Annotated in this window: 13 protein-coding genes; 7 read left to right on the top strand and 6 right to left on the bottom strand. The window is 70.7% G+C overall.

The genetic code is table 11. The annotated features are described in order from the left end of the window. Positions 1 to 172: 172 nt before the first annotated feature. Together D7X30_RS15295 and D7X30_RS15290 are read left to right on the top strand one after the other, a co-directional pair. Entirely contained in the window at positions 173 to 1312 is a 1140-nt protein-coding gene (locus D7X30_RS15295; RefSeq protein ID WP_120563638.1) for a glycosyltransferase, read from the top strand. A gap of 20 nt (positions 1313 to 1332) precedes the next feature. Then, the gene (locus D7X30_RS15290) at positions 1333 to 2469 is read left to right on the top strand and encodes a glycosyltransferase family 4 protein (RefSeq protein ID WP_158619272.1); all 1137 of its coding nucleotides are present in this window, start codon (positions 1333 to 1335) and stop codon (positions 2467 to 2469) included. A 746-nt stretch (positions 2470 to 3215) separates the two neighbouring features. Here D7X30_RS15290 and D7X30_RS15285 read toward each other — a convergent pair. Continuing rightward, on the bottom strand, positions 3216 to 4460 hold the full coding sequence (locus D7X30_RS15285; RefSeq protein ID WP_158619271.1) for a glycosyltransferase family 4 protein: 1245 nt from the start codon (positions 4458 to 4460) through the stop codon (positions 3216 to 3218). A 296-nt stretch (positions 4461 to 4756) separates the two neighbouring features. Here D7X30_RS15285 and D7X30_RS15280 point away from each other — a divergent pair, with 296 nt between their 5' ends. Together D7X30_RS15280 and D7X30_RS15275 are read left to right on the top strand one after the other, a co-directional pair. Next, complete coding sequence (locus tag D7X30_RS15280; RefSeq protein ID WP_120563635.1) at positions 4757 to 6577, top strand: aminopeptidase P family protein; 1821 nt, start codon at positions 4757 to 4759, stop codon at positions 6575 to 6577. 117 nt (positions 6578 to 6694) lie between these two features. Then, positions 6695 to 7024 carry a hypothetical protein gene (locus tag D7X30_RS15275; protein WP_120563634.1) on the top strand — a complete coding sequence of 110 codons (330 nt, stop codon included), beginning with the start codon at positions 6695 to 6697 and terminating at the stop codon, positions 7022 to 7024. A gap of 12 nt (positions 7025 to 7036) precedes the next feature. Here D7X30_RS15275 and D7X30_RS15270 read toward each other — a convergent pair whose 3' ends face one another. Genes D7X30_RS15270 through D7X30_RS15260 form a run of 3 tightly spaced genes read right to left on the bottom strand, consistent with a single transcriptional unit; the run spans position 7037 to position 9753 of the window. Further along, positions 7037 to 7747, bottom strand: coding sequence for a LytTR family DNA-binding domain-containing protein (locus D7X30_RS15270; RefSeq protein WP_120563633.1), 711 nt, complete (start codon positions 7745 to 7747; stop codon positions 7037 to 7039). Then, a complete protein-coding gene (locus D7X30_RS15265; protein ID WP_120563632.1) occupies positions 7744 to 8781 on the bottom strand; it encodes a sensor histidine kinase in 1038 nt (345 codons plus the stop codon). The genes D7X30_RS15270 and D7X30_RS15265 overlap by 4 nt, the downstream gene beginning before the upstream one ends. A 42-nt stretch (positions 8782 to 8823) precedes the next feature. Continuing rightward, a complete protein-coding gene (locus D7X30_RS15260; RefSeq protein ID WP_120563631.1) occupies positions 8824 to 9753 on the bottom strand; it encodes an alpha/beta fold hydrolase in 930 nt (309 codons plus the stop codon). A gap of 194 nt (positions 9754 to 9947) precedes the next feature. Here D7X30_RS15260 and D7X30_RS15255 point away from each other — a divergent pair, with 194 nt between their 5' ends. The 3 genes from D7X30_RS15255 to D7X30_RS15240 all read left to right on the top strand — a co-directional run bounded on the left by D7X30_RS15255 (position 9948) and on the right by D7X30_RS15240 (position 15844). After that, complete coding sequence (locus D7X30_RS15255) at positions 9948 to 10310, top strand: hypothetical protein (RefSeq protein WP_120563630.1); 363 nt, start codon at positions 9948 to 9950, stop codon at positions 10308 to 10310. A gap of 245 nt (positions 10311 to 10555) precedes the next feature. Continuing rightward, positions 10556 to 13948 (top strand): Dauer Up-regulated, encoded by a 3393-nt coding sequence (locus D7X30_RS15245; RefSeq protein ID WP_199724324.1) that lies wholly within the window; start codon positions 10556 to 10558, stop codon positions 13946 to 13948. A gap of 306 nt (positions 13949 to 14254) precedes the next feature. Next, positions 14255 to 15844: a peptidoglycan-binding protein gene (locus tag D7X30_RS15240; RefSeq protein ID WP_120563627.1), complete on the top strand. Its 1590-nt coding sequence runs from the start codon at positions 14255 to 14257 to the stop codon at positions 15842 to 15844. 24 nt (positions 15845 to 15868) lie between these two features. Here the strand turns inward: D7X30_RS15240 and D7X30_RS15235 are convergent, their stop codons facing one another. Next, the gene (locus D7X30_RS15235) at positions 15869 to 16453 is read right to left on the bottom strand and encodes a TetR/AcrR family transcriptional regulator (RefSeq protein ID WP_120563626.1); all 585 of its coding nucleotides are present in this window, start codon (positions 16451 to 16453) and stop codon (positions 15869 to 15871) included. Between the two features lie 63 nt (positions 16454 to 16516). After that, the gene (locus D7X30_RS15230; RefSeq protein WP_120563625.1) at positions 16517 to 17707 is read right to left on the bottom strand and encodes a toxin-antitoxin system YwqK family antitoxin; all 1191 of its coding nucleotides are present in this window, start codon (positions 17705 to 17707) and stop codon (positions 16517 to 16519) included. Positions 17708 to 17788 lie beyond the last annotated feature (81 nt).

Genomic DNA, 17788 nt, shown 5'->3' with positions numbered 1-17788 from the left:
CACACGAGTCTCCCGTAGGACGGGAGCCCCGGGCAAACGGGCCGTTCCTCCTCTGGAAGGCACCGTCGCTTCACGCTCCGCGAAGGAACTTCCACTGCCGGACATCCGCCGGGTCGTGGGCCGCCCTCGGGGGGTTGTGGGGCTGGAGCGCGTGCCTAGCTTGGCCGCGTCCATGACGAACGAAATGCACCCGACGGCGCGCCCGACGCGCGTGGCTCACGTGATGTATGGCCTGGAGATGGGCGGACTCGAACAGCTGGTGGTCCGGCTGTCCCAGCATGGCCGCGAGCGGGGCATCGACTCCGTGGTGCTGGCCCTGGGGCCGGACGGTCCGGTGCGCGAGCTGCTCCAGCGCGCCAACGTCCCCACGGTCTGGTTGGGAGGCCTCGCCGGCATGACGCCCGCGGCCATCCGCCGGCTGGCCCAGGAGGTGGACGCCTTTGGAGCGGACGTGGTCCATGGCCACGACGTGGGGCCCTGGCTCAACGCCGTCGCCACCCGGACGCTGCGTCCGCGCACGCCGGTGATGGGCACCTTCCATCAGACGGTGGAGCCGCAGGGCAAGCTGCGCCCCGCGGCCATGGCCGCCGCCATGTTCACCCAGTCGCTGGTCGCGTGCGGCAGCGAGGTGCGCGCCAGCCTGGAGCGCTGGAGCCCGAAGCTGCTCTCCAATGTGGTCACCATCGAGAACGGCGTGCCGCTGGAGGTGGCTACGGGCGAGGAGGCCCGCCGGGCCGCGCGTGAGCGCCTGGGCCTGCCCCAGGACGCCACGGTGGTGGGCTACCTGGGCCGCCTCTCCGAGGAGAAGGGCCCGGACCTGCTGGTGGATGCCTTCCTGCGCCACTTCGCGGACGCGAAGGACACGCACCTGGTGATGATTGGCCCCGGCCCGATGGAGGCCTCGTTGCGCGCTCGCGCCGCCGCGTCTCCGCTGGCCGGTCGGGTGCACTTCACGGGCGCGCTGCTGGAGGCGAGCAAGCTCCTGCCCGCGTTCGACGTCTACGTGCAGCCGTCCCGTCGCGAGGGCCGCTCGCTGTCGCTGCTGGAGGCGATGGCGGTGGGGCTGCCCACGGTGTCGCACGCGATTCCCGCCATCCGCGAGGTACACAGCGATGGTCAGACGGCGCTCCTGGTGAGGTCCGAAGATGTGGATGCGCTCGGTGGCGCGGTGAAGCGCCTGACCCACGACGCGGAGCTGCGCTCCCGCCTGGGCGAGGCCGCGAAGCGCGAGGCGCAGCGCTACTCGCTGTCCACGATGGTGGACACGTACGCGAAGCTCTACCGGGGTGCCGCGGCTCGCGCCCAGGCGTGAGCGGCACGGGAGAGTCACGCGTGTCGCACGCCACCATCCTCCATGTGCGCAGCACCTGCGGCCTGTATGGCGCGGAGCGGGCGCTGCTGTCACTGGCCGCGTCCACGCCGTCACCGTGGCGTGCGCAGGTGTGCAGCCTCGTTCCGCCCGGGCGGGTGGATGTGCTGTCGGGCGCGGCTCGGGAGCAGGGGCTGGACGCGCTGACGCTGGAGGTGCCTGGCCGCTTCAGCGCGATGGCCGTGGCGACGCTCGCTTCGGAAGTCCGCCGACGCGGCGTGGGGCTGCTGCACGCGCATGACTACAAGTCGCTCACGCTGGGCGCCGCCGCGAGCGCGCTGGCCGGAGTCCCGCTGGTGGCCACGTACCACGGGGACACCGGCGCCACGCCCGCGCTGATCGCCTACGAAGGATTCGCGCGCGTGCTGGGCAACTGCACGCGTGCGGTGGCGGCGGTGTCGCGAGAGCTGACCGCGCGCCTGCGCCGGTACGTCCACCGCTCGCCAGTGGTCTACATCCCCAACGCGTTGCCGCTCGCGGCCGAGTGCACGGAGGAGGAGCGGCTCCAGGCTCGCGAGGCACTGGGGCTCGCGGCGGAGGGGTCCGTCATCGCGCTGGTCGGGCGCCTGTCGGTGGAGAAGGGTCCCCAGGTGCTGCTGGATGCGATGCAGCGGCTGGCTCGGACGCCCGGCGCCACGGTGCCCACGCTGCTGCTGGTGGGCGATGGCCCGCTGCGCGAGTCGCTGGAAGCGCAGGCTCAAGGGCTGCCGGTGCGCTTCCTGGGATTCCGCTCGGAGGTTCGCAGCGTGTACGCGGCGGCGGACGCGGTGGTGATGCCGTCCCTGCGGGAAGGCATGCCGCTGGTCGCGCTGGAGGCGATGGCGCTGGGCCGGCCGCTGGTGGCGTCCGGAGTCGGGGAGTTGCCCCATGTGCTGGGCACGGGTCGCGGGCTCGTGGTGCCGCCGGGAGACGCGGGCACGCTGGCCTCGGCGCTCGCGGGATTGCTCACGGCGCCCGGCTGGCGCACGCGGATGGCGCAGGCGGCCCGGGAGTACGTCGTGGCCCACCACGCGCCGGAGCGGATGGCGAATCGCTACATCGAATCCCTCTACCTGCCCGCCCTGCTGGATCCGCGCGAAGAGCAAGTCGCGGCCGGGTAGGGCAACCGAGGCATCACCGCCTCGTCCCCGGACAGCCCCGCGACCACCCCTCCCGCCCGGCGCGGCAAAACCTGTCCGACAGTCGGACAGGTTTCCGAGGTCCGGATGGAGGGGGGCACCCGTCGGCCGCAGCCACCCAAAACCTGTAGGACAGTCGGACAGGTTTCCGAGGCCCGGGTGGGCGGAGGCACCCGTCGGCTGCGGCCGCCCAAAACCTGTAGGACAGTCGGACCGGTTTCCGAGGCCCGGATGGGTGGGGCCACCCGTCGGCCGCGGCCACCCAAAACCTGTAGGACAGTCGGACAGGTTTCCGAGGCCCGGATGGGGGGAGGCCCCCGCCAGCCCCGGCCACCCAAAACCTGTAGGACAGTCGGACAGGTTTCCGAGGTCCGGATGGGGGGAGGCCCCCGCCAGCCCTGGCCGCCGAAAACCGTTCGGACAGGTTTCCATTGTCCGGGTGGGCGGAGGCCCCATCGGCTGCGGTCACCCAGAACCTGTCGGACAGGTTTTCGCGGCCTGGATGGGTGAGCGGCACCTGCCAGCGGCGACCGCCCAGAACCTGTCGGACAGTCGGACAGGTTTCCACCGCCCGGGTGGCGGAGGCCCCCGTCGGCCTTGGCCGCCCAAGACCTGTCCGACAGTCGGACAGGTTTTTGCGGTACGTCCCCGGCGGGCGAGCCCCGAGTGGAGCCCATGTCCGCGGGCCTGGGCGTGCGGTGGTGGCCCGCCGCACGCTGCCCCAAGGCTCAGTTGGCTTCCGCTCCGGAGGGATTCTTCCCTTCACCACTCACGGACACCGCGTTCAGGTAGAGCTCTCCCAGCCCGGCCCCGATGCCGTCCCACGCGAAGGACTCCGCCAGGCGGCGGGCGTTCTGCGCGAGCCGGCTGCAGAGGTCCGGATCATTGCGCAGCCGACGCAGCGCGGCGGCGAACTCCTCGGGGGACTCCGCCAGGAGGACATGCTGCCCCTCCACCACCGGCAACCCTTCCACCGCCAGGCGCGTGGCCACCACGGGCACTCCCGCCGCCGCGGCCTCCAATACCTTCAGGCGCGTCCCACTGCCTGCTCGCAGCGGAATGGCCGTCGCCAGCGCGCGCTCCAGGTACGGCGCCACCGACGGCACCGAGCCCGTCACCACCAGCCGCTCGTTCTCCAGGGCGCGCACGGACGCGGGCGGACTGCGGCCCACCACCATCAGCTTGCTGGTCGACAGCTCCGACGACACCAACGGCCACACCTCGCGCGCCAGCAGCAGCACCGCGTCCTCGTTCGGCCACCAGTCCATGGAGCCCACGAAGACCAGGTCGTCGCCCTTGCTCTCCCGGGGCGTGAAGTCCGGCAGCTTCACGCCGTTGGGCACCACCTGAACCCGCTTCGCTCCCATGGCGCGCAGCTGCTCCGCGTCCACGGACGAGCACGCCAGCACGGTGTCCGCCTGGCTCACGCACTCGCGCTCCAGCCGCTCCACCCGGTTGAACTGCCAGCGCAGGAGCGGACGCATCGGCCGCGGGCTCAGCGGCGCCATCCGCGCGAGCAGCTGGCTCTCCACGTTGTGCTCGTCGATGACCAGGTGCGCGGACGGGTTGAGCCGCCGCGCTAGCGGCAACAGCTGCGCCATGTGCAGGTGGTCGAAGTGGATGATGTCGAACGGGCCGCGCTCCGCCAGCACCCGGCGCAAGGCGTCCTGCACACTCTGGCGCGCGAAGCGGACGTAGGTGAGCGGTGTGCCCCGCAGGAAGGCCCGCGTGCTGTTCAGGGTCTCCTCGGGCGCCACGCGCGGCAAATCCACCAGGTGCAGCCGCGAGGCCGGTACGCCCAGCTCTCCCAGCCAGCGCCTGAAGCCCTCGGCGTCGTTGCCCGCCCGGTGCACCGCGAGCACGTCCAGCGAGAAGCGCGAGGCAAGGGCGCGCACCAGCTCGAGCGTGCGCAGGGTGCCGCCCGTATCCGAAGGCAGCGGAACATAGGGAAGGATGGCGAGTACGCGTCGCACGGTGGGAAACCAGGCCTGCTTCAGGAGACGGGTGGAGCCGGCCGCGTGCTCCTCACCGCGGCCACCGGCTTGGTAAGCACCTGCTTGCAATGGGCCCAGGCCCTCGCGGCGCTTTCCCGTCGATGGACAACACATCGTCCATTCGCGATGCAACGGGATGCTGCACAGCGTCTTCCGAGCGACAGCCATATTCCCGGCGGTCTTGACCCGGGCGGAGGCCCCCCTGCCCGTGAGGGGCCTCGAAAAGGCGCGTGGTTTGCGGCATGAGGACGCACGGCGCAACGACGGAGGATGCCATGGGCCTTGAGCAGACGCAGGGGGCCGCGGCGCGCGAGCGAATCGCGCGGGTGCGGCAGGTGATGCGGGAGCGCGGTGTGGCGGCGGTCTGGGTCCCGACGAGCGACCCGCACCTGTCCACCTACGTGCCGGCCCGCTGGAAGGGGCGGGAGTGGGCGTCTGGCTTCACCGGTTCGCTGGCCACGCTGGTGGTGACGGCGGAGTACGCCGGCCTCTGGGTGGACAGCCGCTACTGGGATCAGGCGGACGCCCAGTTGAAGGGCAGCGGCATCGCGACGGTGCGGACGATGAACGCGCCCGGGCAGTCACACCTGGACTGGCTGGCCGCGAACGTGCAGCCGGGGCAGACGGTGGCGGTGGACGGGGCGGTGCTGGGCCTGGGCGTGGCGCGCTCGGCGGCCGCGCAGCTGTCCGCGGCGGGGCTGGTGCTGCGCACGGACCTGGACGTGGTGGCGGAGGCGTGGGCGGACCGGCCGCCCCTGCCCGCCGCGCCCGTGTTCGCGCACGCGCTGTCACCCGTGCCGCGGATCGACAAGCTGCGGGCCGTGCGCGCGGAGATGGGCGTGCTGGGCGCGACGCACCACTTCATCTCCACGCTGGATGATGTCGCGTGGCTGATGAACCTGCGCGGCGCGGACGTGGACCACCTCCCGCTGTTCCTCGCGCACCTGCTGGTGGAGCCCGGCGGCGCCCGGCTGTTCATCGGGGCGGGCAAGGTACCGGACGCGCTGCGCGCGGCGCTGGAGGCGGACGGCATCACGCTCCACCCGTACGACGAAGCGGGCCGCGCGCTGGGGGCGTTGCCGGACGGGACGCGGCTGCTGGTGGACCCACGGCGCATCACCCACGGGCTGCGGCAGGCGGTGCCCAAGGGCGTGACCGTGGTGGAGGGGCTCAACCCGTCCACCGTGGCCAAGTCGCGCAAGACGGACGCGGAGCTCGCGCACTTCCGCAACGCGATGGAGCAGGACGGCGCGGCGCTGTGCGCGTTCTTCGCCTGGTTCGAGTCCGCCCTGGGCCGCGAGCCCATCACCGAGCTGACCGTGGACGAGCGCCTCTCCGCGGAGCGGGCGCGGCGCCCGGGCTTCGTCTCGCTCAGCTTCTCCACCATCGCCGCGTTCAACGCGAACGCCGCCATGCCGCACTACCGGGCCACGCAGGCCTCGCACGCGACGGTGTGCCTGCCAGGGCAGAAGCCGCAGGGCCTGCTGCTCATCGACTCCGGCGGCCAGTACACGTCCGGCACCACGGACATCACCCGCGTGGTCCCCGTGGGCGAGCCCACGCCCGAGCAGCGGCGCGACTTCACGCTGGTGCTGCGCGGGAACATCAACCTGTCCCGCGCCCGCTTCCCCCGGGGGACCCGCTCCCCGAACCTGGACGCGCTGGCGCGGGCGCCGCTGTGGGCGGAGGGGCTGGACTACGGCCACGGCACGGGCCACGGCGTGGGCTTCTTCCTCAACGTCCACGAGGGTCCGCACGGCTTCTCCCCGACGCTGCCCAACGACCTCACCACGGCGATGGAGCCGGGGATGATCACCTCCAACGAGCCCGGCCTCTACCGTCCGGGCCGCTGGGGCATCCGCATCGAGAACCTCATCGCCGCCGTGCCCGACCGCAAGACGGAGTTCGGCGACTTCCTGCGCTTCGAGACGCTGAGCCTCTGCCCCATCGACACGCGGCTGGTGGACCCGGCCCTGCTGTCCCGGGAGGAGGTGGACTGGCTCAATGCCTATCACGCCACCGTGCGCGAACGGCTCCAGCCCCACGTCGAAGGCGCGGCGCGCGACTGGCTGAACCAGCGCACCCAGCCGCTCTGAACCGCACTGCTCGCGACCCGACGGAAAGGCAGACGCGTCGCTGGACGCGTCGCCCTGAAGGCGCGCAAGCTGGGCCGCGCGGGGGGCCGGCCCCGCATGTGATGGGAAGGGCTTCGCATGCGACTGACCCGAGTGCTGTTCCCCCTGCTGGCGGTGTTCCCCCTGCTGGCCTGTGGAGACAGCGATGGCGGCGTGGGGGAGAGCTGCGGTGAGGACGGCTGTGATTCCGGCCTCTCCTGCCGCAGGGACTTCCCCGGCACCTTCTGCGCGCAGGACTGCACCGCGGAAGGGGAGGGCGGAGGCTGTCCGTCCGGCACGCTGTGCACGAGCCAGTTCGACACGCTGATGTGCTCGCCCGTCTGTGACTCCGCGTCCGACTGCCGGGAGAGCTTCGCCTGCAACGGCGTCAGCAACACGAACCTCAAGGCCTGCCAGGTCAAGCTGTAGGCCCCACCGCCCTCACGGGCTCAGCCGCTCACGGAAGCGCTGGGACTGGCGGCGCGACATCTCCACTTCCCGGCCTCCCCGGAGCCGGGCGATGAGAGTGCCGCCTGGACCCGGCTCCAACGCCTCCACGAAGTCGAGGTTGATGAGGTGCTGGCGGCTCGCGCGGAAGAAGCGCGCCGGGTCCAACCGCTCCTCCAGGTGGTTGAGCGAGCGGGCCAGGAGTGGCTCCGCGTCCGGCAGGTGCAGCCGGGCGTAGTTGCCCTCGGAGCTGAAGAGCGGCACCTGCGACAGGGCCACCAGCCAGCAGCGCTCGCCGTCCCGCACGAACACGCGCTCCAGGGGCGTCACCGGCGCGCCAACCGCGCGCTGCGCACGCCCCCGTTGCCGTACGCGCTCCAGCGCCTCCGCGAGCCGCGCGGCCTCGATGGGCTTGAGCAGGTAGTCGAGCGCATTCACCTGGAAGGCCCGCAGCGCGTGGGCGTCATGCGCGGTGGTGAAGACCACGTCCGGCGGGGCTTCCAGCCGGTCGAGCACGTCGAAGCCCGTGCCGCCCGGCATCTGGATGTCGAGCAGGAGCAGGTCCGGCGCGAGCGCCTCCACCCGCTCGCACGTCTCGTCCACATGGGTGGCCTCGCCCACCACCTCCACCTCGGGGAAGGCCGTCAGCAGGCGGCGCAGCTCCGCGCGCGCGAGCCGCTCGTCGTCGGCGATGAGGACCTTCATGCCGCCTCCAGGGGGATGTGCACGCGGGCCGTCGTGACCGTGGACTGTGACTGATCCAACCGGAGGGACGCGGCGGCGCCGCAGAGCAGCCGCAGGCGCTCCGTGGCATTGCGCAGCCCCACGCCCCCCGAGTCCACCGTCCCCGCACCCACGTCCGGACTCCCCGGCGTGTTGGCGACCTCCAGGCACAGCGCCCGGTCCTCGATGCGAGCCTTCACCGACACCTCCCCTCCGCGGGGCGCGGGCGCGATGCCGTGCTTGATGGCGTTCTCCACCAGCGTCTGGACCAGCATCGCGGGCACGGAGACGCCCAGCGCGTCGGGCGCTACGTCCATGCGGACGCGCAGCCGCTCCTCCAGGCGGATGGCCTCCAGGCCCAGGTAGTCATCCACCACCTGGAGCTCCCGCTGCAGCGTCACCGTCTCCGGCCCCCGCGCACCCAGCGCATAGCGCAGCAGCCCCGACAGGCGCGTCACCGCCTCCTGCGCGCGGACGGGATCCTCCACGATGAGGCCCCGCAGCCCGTTGAGACAGTTGAAGAGGAAGTGCGGCTGGAGCTGCGCCTGGAGGAAGCGCAGCTCCGCGGACCGGGTCGCCGCCTCCAGCTTCCAGTGCTCCAACTCCACCCGCCGCGCATGCGTGACGGCCTGCACGGCGATGTAGAGGGTCAACCAGACACCCATCACCAGCGACCACATGGTGGCGCTGCTGAAGTAGCCCGCCCAGGAGGCCTCCTCCAGCGAGTACACGTGGAAGACGAACACGGCCTCCAGGAAGACGAGCGTGTTCTGGAGCAGGCCCAGGACGAGCCCCGCCGCCAGCACGCGCGCGACCAGCCGGGGCAATGGCAGACGGGCCCATGCGTGCAACCGCAGCGCCCGGCGCGCCACGTGGGTGAGCCCCAGCCCCGTCGCACCGGCGATGAGCCAGCCCATGGCCGGCGGGCCGTGAGCCCCCGCCAGCGCGATGTTGAGGAGGGTATGCAGTCCCCAGCCCCCCACCTGGCAGGCCGTGTAGCCCCGCGAGCGTGTCATCCGAATCGTGCCTCCGGTGAAGGACCGGGGAGTCGAACACACTCAGTGGACTGGTTCCACCCGGGCCACCGGCGCGGGCAGGGCGCCGAGGAAGGCGTCGGTCTCCCGCAGGAAGCCCGCCGGGTCATCCCACATGATGAAGTGCCGGGCCGTGTCGTTCAGCACCACGCGTGCACCGGAGAGGTTGCGGTACTGCGCGCGGTAGACGGCCTCCACCTGCTCCTTCGGCACCCGGCCCTTCAGCGCCACCCACGAGCCCAGCACGAGCGCGGGCACCTGGATGCGCGTCAGCTCGGGCCGCAGGTCCGTGGTGGAGAGCTCGGAGAAGGCGTTGATGATGGTTTCCAGATCGCTGTCCACGCTCCAGCGCATCGCGGTCTGGACGTTGTCCTCGTTGGTGATGAAGCCGCGCAGCGTGCGCAGCGTCTGGGCATTGCGCTGATCCGGCGGCTGCATGCGCATCCTCGCGCTCAGCTCCTCCACCTGGGGACGGACGCTCTCGGCCGTCGCGGAAGGGTCCATCGCGGCGGGAAGGAACGGCAGGCTGTCCACGAGCACGAGCCCTCCCACGAGCTCCGGTGCGTCCTCCGCCACCGCGAGCGCCAGCACTCCGCCCAGGCTGTGGCCCACGAGGATGGGGCGCTCCAGGTGCTCGCCGCGGATGTAGTCCGCCAACGCGCGGCGCATCGTCGGCAGGAAGGGGCCGGGCACCGCGGGCTGCCCCGCGAAGCCCGCGAGCGTGAAGACGTGGCAGTCATACCGGGACTGGTAGTGCGCCACCGTCGCGTCCCAGACCTTGCCAGACGACGACAGCCCGGGGATGAGCAGCAGCGGCCGGCCCTGGCCCGAGCGCTGGACACGGAACGGCGTGGGCGCCGACGCTTGAGCAGCCGTCGCGCCGCCGCCGGGGGACGCCGTCGCACAGCCAAGCAACAGGGGAAGGGTACAGAGGGCAAGCAGGATGCGGCGCATCTACGGACTCCGCGAAGGACCGCCGGTCGGACGGTGCGTGACGCGAAGAAGACTAGGGAGCCGCCAGCCCGGGTCCGCGCCTTTGTGATGAGCGGCGCGGCGGAAGGATGAGCGGTAACGACGGCATCGCCGTCCGGACAGTGTCTGTCGCCAGGGAATGACGAGGAGCCAGGACCTGGGATGGATTGAAGCCCATGTCCAAGTCCCCGCCGTCGCGCCGCTGGATGCTGACCGCCTTCCTCGTCTGGCTCCCCGGCCTCGTGCATGTCTTCCCGTTCCTGGGCGTCTACATGCTGATGTTCAACAAGGCCTACGCCCTGGCGCTGTTCGTCGGCTTCGCCCTCACCGGGCTCGCCCTGGGCCTCATCCAGGCGCTCACGCGCGGCCTCAGGGCGCTGTGGCTCACCCCGGCGTCCTTCGTCGCGGGGTGGACGCCGTTGCCGGTGCTCATGTCCCTGGACGCCCCCTTCAGCGTCGCGTGGGCGCTGACCCTGTTCACCTCCGCCGGGTGCGTGGGCCTGGGCCAGTGGATGCTCCGCTCCGAAGGCCGGGCCTGAATCGCCCTGGAGGGCATGACGCGGCCGGACAGGAGCGGGGCGCCTCGTGGAAATTACATAGCGCCCGCTATGCCTTCCCGCGTCATGCGGGCCCGAGCGATCCATGTAACCCGTCGAGCGACACTGGCGTATCGCCTGCGCTGCTCCGGGATTCACGTGATTGCGGAGAGTCAGGCAACATTCGAATCGAAATGTAGAGAATCCCGGGGACTTTCTCGATTCTCGAAAAGGTAGGAGTTCCGCCCATGACCACCCCCATTGATGGTTCCGCCGCCGCCGCTGCCCGTGCCGCCGCCGAAGCCGCCGCGCGCGCCGCCGCCGAGGCCGCTGCCCGCGCCGCCGCGAAGGCCGCCGCCGAAGCCGCCGCGAAGGCCGCCGCCGAAGCCGCCGCGAAGGCCGCCGCGAAGCAGCAGGCGAAGCAGCCCACGGTGAAGCTCTTCAATGACGGGTTCTCCTCGGGCGGCGCGCAGAACCGCGGCGGGGTGAACCGGCTGACGGGTGAGACGACCAACCCGTTCGCCACGCCGCTCGGCACCAGTGGCGGCCATGCGCGTCCCCTCAGCGGTCCGGTGACGGGGAATGCCAACGGCGCGGTCCCGGTGCGGGCCGACGTCAACGGTGCCGCTCCGGCGGCGGATCCGAAGCCGCCCAAGGCGGAGGCGCTGCCGGACAAGCCGGAGGAGCTGCCCAAGCTCTTCCCGGAGCTGAAGGACAAGAGCAAGGAGGACCTGAAGAAGGCCTACGACTCGCTCAACAAGCTGGGCACCGGCACCTTCTCGGAGAAGGCCACCGCCCTGGGCGAGCTGGCCTCGCAGTTCCCGGAGACGGTCCCCAACGCGCTGGAGCGCCTGGGCGTCCAGGACGACAAGCTGGCGAAGCTGGCCACCAACTCGGACGCGCTCACGTCGCTGGGCAAGCTGACGGACCCCAAGGCGAGCAAGGTCGACAAGGCGCAGGCGGCCCTCACCCTGGCGAAGGTCACCGGCGACACGTTCGCGCCGGAGGACCTGAAGGGCGTGCTGGACACCACGCTCAAGGGGCTGCCCGCGGCGGAGAAGCTGGTGGGCGCCATCGGCAAGTGGACGGACCCCAACGCCTCCGCCACGGACAAGGCCACCGCCACGCTGGAGCTGGGCAAGGCGCTCAAGGACTTCGCCGGGGACAAGTTCCCCGCGCTCGCCAATGACCTGCGCAAGCTGGACGGGTCGCTGCGCGCCGCGGGCGCCGCCATCACCCTGGTGGACCCCAACGCGTCCACGCAGGACAAGGCGCTGGCCGCCGCGCAGCTCCTGGCGGAGGTGCCCGACCTCAAGAAGGACCTCAAGGCCTTCGCGGACGTCCTCAAGAACGCGGGCGTGAAGAACGCGACGGACGTGGCCCAGCAGGGCGCGCGGATGGCCGACGTGAAGGTGAAGGGGTTGGATCCGCAGCTCGCGTCCAAGCTCACGCCGGATCAGCTGAAGAAGCTGGAGTCCGCCGCCACCAAGCTGGGCGGTCCGGAGTCGATGGAGGCCGCGCTCAAGGGCATCACCGACCCCAAGGCCCTGGACAACCTGGTGGGCCAGCTGGGCAAGGTGGACGCCGAGGCCGGCAAGAAGCTGGTGAGCGCGCTGGGCGGCATGGAGCACAAGGTCCTCAACGAGGTCCTGTCGGATCCGAAGACCACGGAGCAGTTCGCCAAGCTCGCGGGCAAGCTGGACGACGACGCGGCGAAGATCGTCTCCAAGCTGGTGACGGACATGGACTCCGGCGCCGTCAAGGCGCTGCTCAAGCTCACGGACGGCCTGGGCGCGGACGCGCTCAACACCACCGTGAAGGGCCTGGGCCCGCTGCTGGACAAGGCGGGCAGCAAGCTGGTGGGCCAGGGCCTGAAGGTGATTGAGAAGGTGCTGGGCAAGATCGGCGTGGAGATCACCGCCGACGTGGCCGGCAAGGTCTTCAAGAACCTGGCGAAGGTCGTCCCGGTGGCGGGCGCGCTGCCCAACGCCATCGACGCGGCGAAGTTCGAGAAGGAATCCCTGGAGCTGCACGGCAAGAACAACGACCTGGGCTACTTCGCGCACACCGCCGCGGCGCTGAACGTCGCGGACGGAGCCCTGGGCATCGCGCTGGATCTGACCGGCGTGGGCGTGGCCGTGGACGTGGGCGCCAGCGTGCTCCTGGGCGCCGCCGAGCTGGCGATGGACATCGGCTTCACCCAGGAGAAGGCCAGGTATGAGGCCGACCCCAAGGGCTACAAGGCTCCGGACTGGATGAAGGCCGTGAACCTGGCGGGCGCCGCCGCGCAGGGCCCCGCGGGCCTGGCTCACATGGCCGCGTACTACGGGCCGGAAGGCACCGCGCAGCTCATCCAGTGGGGCGTGGAGAAGGCCGCCAAGGGCGCGACGAAGGCCGCCGAGTTCGTGGGCGTGTCCCAGGCGGAGCTGGCCGGCGAGGGCCTCAAGGGGGCCGCGAAGGTCATCCACAAGCTGGCGGACGTGGTGCGCAACCCGTCCCAGTACGGCGAGGCCGCGGTGAAGGCGGCCACGGAGGCCTTCAACACCGCCATCGAGAAGGGCGGCGAGCTGGCGAAGGAGGCCAAGCAGGTCCTCGACAACGTCATCGACGGCGCGAAGCAGCTGGGTGAGAAGGGCCTGGAGACGCTCAAGTACATCGCCCAGAACCCGGGCGAGGCCGCGAAGAAGGCGCTCGATGGCATCAAGAGCGTCGTGGACTCCGGCCTGGACCTGGCCACGGACGCCGGCAAGGCGCTCTACAAGCAGGCCGTCTCCACGCTGAACGACCTGAAGGCCGGCTACGACAAGCTCACCGGCGCCGCGAAGGAGAAGGCCAAGGAGCTCATCGACGGCGCGACGACGCTCGTGTCCAACACGGTGAACAAGGCCAAGGAGCTGGGCGAGAAGGGCCTGGAGCTGCTGGCCTGGACGGCGCAGAACCCGGGCGAGGCCGCGGCCAAGGCCAAGGAGGCCATTGGCGATGCCCTGGCCAAGGGCGGCGAGCTGGCGAAGAAGGCCTGGGAGTCCGTGAAGGACCTGGGCGCCGCGGGCGCCGAGCTGGCGGAGGGCCTGGTGAAGGGCCTGGCCAACGCGGGCGAGAAGGCCGTGGAGACGCTCAAGTACATCGCGGAGAACCCCGGCGAGGCGCTCACCAAGGCCGGCGAGTGGGTGGGCGGCGCGCTGTCCGACCTGGCCCGCAAGGGCGGCGAGCTGGCGAACGCCGCGGCCGGCGCCCTCAAGGACATGATCGACTTCGGCGGCCGGCGCCTGGAGTGGGCCAAGGGCTTCGCCCGCGACCTGCTCAAGGACGGCGTGGAGTCCTTCAAGAACGTCGCCAAGGCCTGGAAGGACAACCTCTCCGAGGGCGGCAAGGAGCTGCTCATCGCCGTGGCGGACCTGGGTGACGCGGGCGTGGACGCGCTCAAGGACCTGGCCGGCGTGGGCGGACAGCTGGCGGAGGCCGCCGTCGGCCACCTGGGCGACCTGGCGAAGAAGAGCATCGAGGGCGCGAAGGAAGCGCTCGGGGCCCTGGCGGATTTCGGCGGCGAGGTGGGCGAGCTGGCCGGGGACGCGTTCAACGGCGTGAAGGACTTCTTCGACGACCTCATCCCGGACGACATCCCGGGCGTGCCCTTCGTCTGATCCACCGCGTCACAAGCCTGTAGCGCCGCACGGGGTCTGTTCCTTCACGGGAACAGGCCCCGTTCGCGTTCGTGGTGTGTGATTGGATTTTTCCACCAAACGCCCCGGGTCAACGGCTGTGAAGCCAGGCAGACCCGGGGTGTCATCGTTGCCCGTTCGTGACGAACCGGGCAATCCAGACAAGTTTGGGCGGAAAATTACGCACTGGTTAAACTGTGAGATCTTTATTTCCAGATCTCACGCAACTCACAGGGAGGGGTCTGGATAATCGGGCAGGAATTACAGCCGCCAACGAGGAATCCCCGAATGAGCCTCTCCGCGACCACGTCCCAGCGCACGAACTCTGTCTTCTCGAATCGTTCCCAGGCGCTGACGACGAGCGCGGTTCGCACCAGCGCGAACCCGAACGCCATCCTGTCCCAGTACCAGCCCACGGGCGCCTCGGCGCGCACGGCGCGGCAGGACGGGCTGCAGCCGGGCGTGGCGGCGTCCACGAAGATGGCGCAGACGGACCTGGCGCGCCTGCAGCAGTACAAGGGCAACATCGAGGCGGCGGCGGCGAAGCACGGCCTGCCCCCCGCGCTGCTGGCGGCCATCGCCAGCCGCGAGTCCCGCGCGGGCGCGGCGTTGGATCGCACGGGCCACGGCGACGGCGGCAACGGCTTTGGTGTGATGCAGGTGGATCACCGCTACCACACGACCAAGGGCGGCCCCACCAGCGCGGAGCACATCGACCAGGCGGCGGGCATCCTCAAGGGCTACGTCAACGACATGAAGAAGGCGCACCCGGACTGGTCCGAGGCGCAGCAGCTTCGTGGCGCGGTGGCCGCGTACAACTCCGGTCCGGGCAACGTCCGCACCCTGGCGGGCATGGACCAGGGCACCACGGGCAATGACTACTCCAACGACGTGTGGGCGCGCGCGCAGGCGCTGGCGCCGCACTTCGGCGGTGCCGCGACGAACGCCGGCACCAACACGAACACCAACACCTCCACGCGCCCGTCGCGGACCGCCGACACCTTCGAGCCCGCGAGCACCCAGAAGCCGGGGACGAAGACGTGGAGCGCCGCACCCTCGATGGACCAGGTGACGGCGGGCGGTAACAACCTGCGCGAGGGCATGCAGGGCCCGGCGGTGAAGCAGATCCAGGAGATGCTGGGTGTCCCGGCGGACGGCAAGTTCGGCCCCGTGACGAAGAAGGCCGTGGAGGACTTCCAGCGGGCGAACGGCGTGAGGGCGGGCAGCAACGCGGGCCAGGTCGGCCCCGACACGTTCAAGGCGCTGCAGGGCAACCGCCCCGGCAGCACCAACACCACCAACGGGACGACCAACACCCAGGGCACGACCAACACCCAGGGGACGAACAACAACGGCGCGGTGCTGGGCAACGGCGTCCGCATCAACACCAACGACCCCACGCTGCAGAAGCTGGCCACCTCGCGCCTGAACAATGGCCAGACGGGCTACTGCGTGCGCACCACGCTGGACAACATGACCCGGCTGGGCATCCCGAACACGCCGGCGGCGACGGGCAACGACCCGAACAACCCCCGCGGCGGCATGGCGCAGATGCTGCGCAACGGCTGGGAGTCCATCCCGTTCCCGGGTGCCCAGCAGAAGGCCATCAAGAGCCCGTACGGCAACGCCACCGCGAACGTCGTGACCGCGGACCAGTACCGCAAGCTCGTCGCGGACGGGAAGGTGCCGGACGGCGCCATCATCTTCCAGTCGCGCCACGGCTGGGACTACAGCGGCGGCTCCAAGGGCAACGACATGGGCATCGTGCGCAACGGCGGCAAGACGACCCACAACTACCAGTCCATGAACTCCATCATCTATTCGGACTGCAAGGAGGTCGTCATCCTGGTCCCGAAGGGCGCCATCCAGCGCGACTGATGTGAGCCGGGGAGGGGGCTGGTTTCAGGCCCCCTCCTTCGTCAGCAGCTCCGCGCCCAGCTTCCTGGCCGCGTCCAGGAACTCGTCCCCCAGCTTCGTGCCGCGCACGGCGCGCGCCAGCGACAGTGCGCCGTACATGAGCGCGATGGCGGCCAGCGCCTTCTCCCGGCGCCGCGCCCCGGACGGCAGCAGCTCCGCGTACGAGCGGACGAACTCCTGCAGCTCCGCCTCCAGTCCGCCCCGATAGGGCTCTCCCGCGCGCGACACCTCCGCGGTGATGCTGGGCAGGGGACAGGTGGGGGTGACGGCGTCGCGGTGCTTGCGCGACAGGTAGCGCTCCAGCACCTTCAGCGCGGGCGCGTCCGGCGCGTCCTCCTTCGCCTTGCGCAGGAGCGCGTTCCACGCCGTGCGAGCGGTGCTCCGGAGGGTCTCCGTGAACAGGTGCTCCTTCGAGTCGAAGTGCCCGTAGAAGCCGCCCACCGTGAGGCCGGCTCCCTTCATCACGTCCATGATGGAGCTGGCCTGGATGCCCCGCTCCAGGAGCAGCGTGGCGGCGGACGCGAGGATGGCGTCATGCGACTTCTGCTTCTGCTCCGTCTTCTGGGTCATGATGGATGACGGCAGTAATATTGCCGTCATCCTCCGTCAAGGCGGCGCTCCCTCGCGCGCCTGCTACTTCTTCTTGCGCGAGCCGTCCTCGTAGAAGGCCTCGTCCTCCACGAGCCCGCCGTCGGGGTTCCAGCGCTTGCGCGTGGTGACGCGGTCCTTCGTCCACTGCGAGTCCTCGACGAGGGTGCCGTTCTCCGCCCACACCTGGCGCCGGCCTTCCGCCTTGCCCTTCACGTAGTGCTCGCGGCGCTCCGTGCCGCCGTCCGGGAAGAAGGCCTCCGCCACGCCGTCGGAGTCGAAGCCGTTGTGGAAGTCACCCTTGAGCAGGTTCCGCCGCTCGCGCAGCGAGCCGTCGTCCTCGAAGTAGGACTCCACCGCGCGGTCTCCGGTCACGACGAGCTCGTGCTTGCGCTCGCCGTTCTGGAAGTACTCCACGCGCTTCACCTGCTGGCGGTTCTTCCAGGTGACGACCTGCTTCTTGCCGCCGTCGTTGAAGAACTCCGTCTCGTCGCCCTCCCTCTGGCCCTGGGCCCAGGTCGTGGAGGTGAGGGCCTTCCCGGCGGCGTACCGCGTGCTCACGCCGTCGAGCACGCCCGCGGAGTACGCATTGGTCGCGGTGCGCTGCCCCTCCTTGTCGAAGAGCTCCGTCACGCCTTCGCGCCGTCCGTTCTTCAGCGGGATGACGGCGCGCTTCTGGCCGTTCGGATGGAAGAACACCAGCGGGGAGGGCCCCTTCCAGACGCAGTCCTTCAGGCCGGCCTCCCATGACGAGCGCAGGCCGCAGCCCGCCTTGGTGAGCCGCCCGTTCTCGTCATAGTCCTCGTAGGTGCTCTTCTCGTCCTCCGGCTGCCGGTCCATGCGCCGGGACACCTTGCCGTTGGGGTGGTAGCGCAGCGACTCGCCCTGCTCGTTGTCGTCCACGTAGTGGCTGGTCTCCACCAGCCGGCCGTCCTCATGGCGCTTGAAGCCGCCGTGGCGCTTGCCGGCCTTGTACTCCTGCTCCACGGCGCGGCCGTCGGACCAGCGGCGCACCTCCCAGCCGTCCTGCTTGCCGTTCTTGAACGAGACGGTGTGCGTCTCCTTCTTCGTGTCCTCGTCCACGCAGCGCACGGTGCCGGTGAGGTTCGCGGTGGAGCTTCCGTTGTCCAGGTTGATGGGCTTGCCCTGGAACGAGCAGCGCTCGATGGCCCACGCGGGCGTGGAGAACAGGGGCACGGACAGCAGGACAAGACGCATCACGGAAGGCGCGCGCATGGAGGGCTCACGGACGTGGGAACGAAGGGGCCGTTTTACTCACCCTAGATGAGCGCGCGCTCCGTCAGGCCTCTTTCCCTG

It is taken from the genome of Corallococcus sp. AB011P (assembly GCF_003611605.1).
GTDB classification, from domain to species: domain Bacteria; phylum Myxococcota; class Myxococcia; order Myxococcales; family Myxococcaceae; genus Corallococcus; species Corallococcus coralloides.
This window is presented reverse-complemented; position numbering and strand designations above follow the sequence as displayed.